Here is a 951-nt window from a genome sequence, read left to right as displayed (position 1 = left end):
GTCACCGTCCCGGGCACCACCGCCGCCGACACCGTCCTGCCCCGACTCGCCGACAGCCTGAAAACCGTGCTCCAGCAACGCAGCCAGGTCGCCACCGTGATGCGCCCCGGGTTCTGTGCAGGCTCTGGTTCCAGGGAGAATCCAGAGCATGCCGCACCGTGGCATGTCGCGGGAAACGGTCAAGCGCTCGGACCTGGCCGGGCACGCCGGCTACGGCTGTTGCGCCTCGCATTCGCGGTTCTATTGGGGCCCGAAGCTCGTCTGTTCCGGTGACGGGATGCCGATCATGTGGTGTCTGGCCAACCCCAAGCTCGGCGAGCGTGAGGTGGTCGTCGCCCTGCTGGAACACAACCACCACCACCTCATCCGGGACGGTCAGGTCCTGCTGGCCGACAAGGCTTCGCAGGCAAAGCCTTCAAGCAGGCCACACGCTGGGACTTCGGCTCCTGCGGCCCCGACCGCAAAACGAGACCTACCGCAACAGCAACCTCGGCGGCGTGCGGCAATGGGTATGGGCCAACTCGGTCAACCAGACCCTCAAAGGCCGGCAAACGGCCACTCACCACGTACGACCACCAACCATACCTCAGCTTCACGGAATCAACCATCTAGATCAGGTGAGCGTCACGGGCGCGTGGCCGACGCAAGGAACATCGGCACGGCGAGCAACATCCGCCCATCGCTCGCCCGGCGTCGCTGCTCGTCGAGCCAGGCCTCGGCTTGATCAGCTGAGACCGCGCCCGACGCAGCACGGCTCTGCGCCAGGCCGGCCACGATCGGCAGCATCGCGGCGCCGGTCAGCACAGCCGTGTGCACCTCCACACCTGGATCGCAATCTTACCCCCCGGGGGTACTTGCTTCACGTTCGTCCACAGGGCTAACTTCTCGGTCGTACAGATACCCCCCATAGGTATAGGAGACCGAGATGAGAACCGACTCCCGCCGCTGGTG

The 951-nt window shown here is 65.6% G+C and carries 2 protein-coding genes and 1 pseudogene; 2 read left to right on the top strand and 1 reads right to left on the bottom strand.

The annotated features are described in order from the left end of the window. Window positions 1–273, top strand: a 273-nt coding sequence (locus L2C96_RS44185; RefSeq protein ID WP_237340328.1) for a hypothetical protein, incomplete at its 5' end; no start/stop codon positions are given. Beyond that, window positions 161–566: pseudogene (locus tag L2C96_RS45545) on the top strand (IS982 family transposase); the annotation flags it as partial. The gene L2C96_RS44185 and the pseudogene L2C96_RS45545, both read left to right, overlap by 113 nt. A 58-nt stretch (window positions 567–624) precedes the next feature. On the opposite strand, the gene L2C96_RS44175 reads toward L2C96_RS45545, so the two are convergent. Next, on the bottom strand, window positions 625–822 hold the full coding sequence (locus L2C96_RS44175) for a hypothetical protein (RefSeq protein ID WP_237340327.1): 198 nt from the start codon (window positions 820–822) through the stop codon (window positions 625–627). Window positions 823–951 lie beyond the last annotated feature (129 nt).

Source organism: Amycolatopsis tucumanensis (assembly GCF_021654135.1).
GTDB lineage: Bacteria > Actinomycetota > Actinomycetes > Mycobacteriales > Pseudonocardiaceae > Amycolatopsis_E > Amycolatopsis_E tucumanensis.
The sequence above is the reverse complement of the archived record's forward strand: the minus strand, read 5'-3'. Positions and strand labels throughout refer to the sequence as shown.